2 protein-coding genes are annotated in these 1,683 nt (G+C 65.7%); one reads left to right on the top strand and one right to left on the bottom strand.

Going from position 1 to position 1,683, the window contains the following annotated elements; translation table 11 throughout:
- The coding region (locus tag AC1D00_RS40060) for a chloride channel protein (protein WP_477014497.1) at positions 1-1,456 on the top strand (1,456 nt) is incomplete at its 5' end.
- 26 nt (positions 1,457-1,482) lie between these two features.
- On the opposite strand, the gene AC1D00_RS40055 is transcribed toward AC1D00_RS40060, so the two are convergent.
- The coding region (locus tag AC1D00_RS40055; protein ID WP_477014496.1) for a DUF2798 domain-containing protein at positions 1,483-1,683 on the bottom strand (201 nt) is incomplete at its 5' end.

The following is a 1,683-nucleotide window of genomic DNA, read 5'->3' as shown; positions in this document are numbered from 1 at the left end:
CGAGGCCAATGCGCTACGCGGCGGCAATCTGTCGATGCGCGACAGCCTGGTGGTATCGAGCCAGACGCTGATCTCCAACGGCTGCGGCGCCTCGGTCGGCCTCGAGGCCGGCTATACCCAGATCGGCTCCGGCATCGCCTCGCTGCTCGGCAAGTTCTTCAATCTGCGCCGCAACGATCTGCGCCTGATGGTCGGCTGCGGCGCGGCCGCCGCGATCGCCGCGGCGTTCGGCGCGCCGATCACCGGCGCCTTCTACGCCTGCGAGCTGATCGTCGGCGTCTATTCGGTCAGCAGCGCCGCCCCGATCCTGGCCGCCTCGCTCGCCGGGGCCCTGACCGCGCAATGGCTCGGCGGCGCGCCGTATTCGCTGGAGATACCGAAGGTCAGCGCCGTCGGCGTCGAGCAGTACCTGGCCCTGATCGGTCTCGCCCTCATCACCAGCGGCGTCGGCATCGCCGTGATGCGGTCGTCTTCGATGTTCGAGCGCCTGTTTGCCTGGCTACCGGTCTGGCTGCGCCCGGTGATTGGCGGCCTCATCGTCGGCAGCTTTGCCATCGTCACGCCGCAGGTGCTGGCGGCCGGCCACGGTGCCATGGTGCTCGACCTCTTTCACGACATGACGATCGGCCTGGTCGCGATCATCATCGCTTTGAAGCTGACGGCCTGCCTGATCTCGCTCGCCTCGGGCTTCCGCGGCGGTCTGTTCTTTGCCTCGTTGTTCGTCGGCAGCCTGATCGGAAAGTTCTGTGCCGGAATCCTTTTGCTCATCAGCCCGGAATTCGTGATTGATCCGCTGGTCGCGATGCTGACGGGCATGGCGACGCTCGGCGTCGCCATTGTCGGCGGCCCGCTGACCATGTCGTTCCTCGTGCTCGAGATGACCCGCAATGTCGACGTCACCGCCGTCGTGCTCGCCGGTTGCATCGTCACCTCGATCTGCGTCCGCTTCATGTTCGGCCATTCGTTCTCGACCTGGCGCCTGCATCTGCGCGGCGAGACCATCCGCAGCGCCAACGATGTCGGCTGGCTGCGTAATCTGACCGTCGAGCGCCTGATGCGCTCCGACGTCGGCAAGGTCCCGTCGACCACGACGATCGCTGCCGTCCGCCGCGAATTCGCGCTGGGCTCGCGGCCCGGAATCGTCATCGTCAACAATGCGGATGAATATGTCGGCCTCGTCCTGCTGCCCGATCTGTTCTCCAGCGACCTCGACACCATCGCCGACGACATCCAGGTGATCGAGCTCGCCCGTCTGATCGACATCGTGCTGATCCCGGAAATGAACGTGAAGTCGGCGATGGCGGTGTTCGACGAGGCGGAAGCCGAGATGCTGGCGGTGGTCGATTCCACCGACAGCCGCAAGGTGGTCGGCTTCCTCACTGAGAACTTCGCCCGCCGCCGCTATGTCGAGGAGATCGACAAGGCGACGCGCGGCGTGCTCGGGGCGCTGTCGTAAAGCGCGATGCCAGGCGCTTTTCCGGTTCACTGAGACGGAGAAGCAACGACGCAGGCCACGATCCGGCGGACCAGTGGCAGCACCATCAGCAGCGTTGGAAAGGCGACCAGCCATGACAGCGCCCAGGCGCCCGGCCAAGTCGCGAGGAAGGCCGGCGTTGCGCCGAGGCTTCGAAGCGTCGAAATGACCGACACCACGGCCGTCATGAGGATGGACAGCACAAAAGG

It is taken from the genome of Bradyrhizobium sp. P2_E8 (assembly GCF_056403875.1).
Note: the sequence above shows the minus strand (reverse complement) of the source record. Positions and strands in the feature narration are given on the sequence as shown.